Below are 1,266 nucleotides of genomic sequence, written 5' to 3'. Positions count from 1 at the left end.
TTGCGGGTGTATCCAGTGGGGCGGTGTATTTGTAATCAGCCACACTACTTATTGCATTACGAATAGCGCTCCATACACTAAAGGCCAGCATAAATGGCGGCTCGCCTACGGCTTTTGATCTAAACACGGTGGTTTCTGGATTTGCTGAGTTATAAAGATTGACGTTAAACTCGGCAGGGGTATCGCCAATGGCTGGTATTTTGTAGTTGGCTGGGCCAAAGCTTGCAAGCTGGCCTTTATCATTCCATTGTAAGTCTTCGGTTGTTAGCCAGCCCATACCTTGCACAAAGGCGCCTTCAATTTGCCCTATATCAAGTGCTGGGTTAATTGAGCTGCCTACATCATGCAGTATATCAACGCGAGTTACCGTGTTTTCGCCCGTAAGCGTATCTACTTCTACTTCACTCAGTGCAACGCCGTGTGCGTAGTAAAAAAATGGGCGGCCTTCGCCTTTGGCTCTGTCGTAATGAATTTTGGGTGTGGCGTAATAACCGGTAGATGAAAGCGATATACGATTCATGTAAGCAAGATTTGCAAGTTCGCTAAAGCTAATTTCCCCTTTACTAAAAGTAATGAGGTTATCTTTAAATGTAATACTTTGGCTGTCTACTTCAAAGTGCTCGGTAATAAAATCAATTAAGCGCTCTTTTATTGTGTTTACTGCATTTAGCGCCGCCATGCCGTTTAAGTCGGTACCACTTGAGGCCGCTGTTGGTGAAGTGTTTGGCACCTTGTCGGTACGCGTAGCACTAATACTTACCGCGTTAAAATCGACCCCAAAGCCATGGGCTACAATTTGCGCAATTTTGGTATTCAGCCCTTGGCCCATTTCGGTGCCGCCGTGGTTTAAATGTATAGAGCCATCGCTATATACATGCACTAATGCACCGGCTTGGTTCAAGTGTTGTACAGTAAACGATATACCGTATTTAACCGGCGTCATCGCAAGGCCTTTTTTTATAATAGGTGACGATACGTTAAATGCTTTAATAGCCTCTTTACGTGCCCAGTAGTCACCCGACTCCTCAAGCTGAGCAATCATATCTATTAAAATATGTTGCTCTACGGTTTGATGGTACGGCGTGGTATCGCGGCCTTTTTTGTATAAATTAAGTTTTCGGATCTCAAGCGGATCTTTACCTAATTTGGCGGCTATATCGTCCATTATTAGCTCGCCCATAATCATGCCTTGCGGGCCACCAAATCCTCTAAATGCGGTATGGCTTACGGTATTTACTTTACAGCGATTACCCTTAATTGTGGCGG

1 protein-coding gene is annotated in these 1,266 nt (G+C 44.7%); it reads right to left on the bottom strand.

What is annotated here, in order from left to right:
- The coding region (locus L652_RS0101345) for a molybdopterin cofactor-binding domain-containing protein (RefSeq protein WP_024603209.1) at positions 1–1,266 on the bottom strand (1,266 nt) is incomplete at both ends.

Source organism: Pseudoalteromonas sp. TB25, from assembly GCF_000497995.1.
Taxonomy (GTDB): domain Bacteria; phylum Pseudomonadota; class Gammaproteobacteria; order Enterobacterales; family Alteromonadaceae; genus Pseudoalteromonas; species Pseudoalteromonas distincta.
The sequence above is the reverse complement of the archived record's forward strand: the minus strand, read 5'-3'. Positions and strand labels throughout refer to the sequence as shown.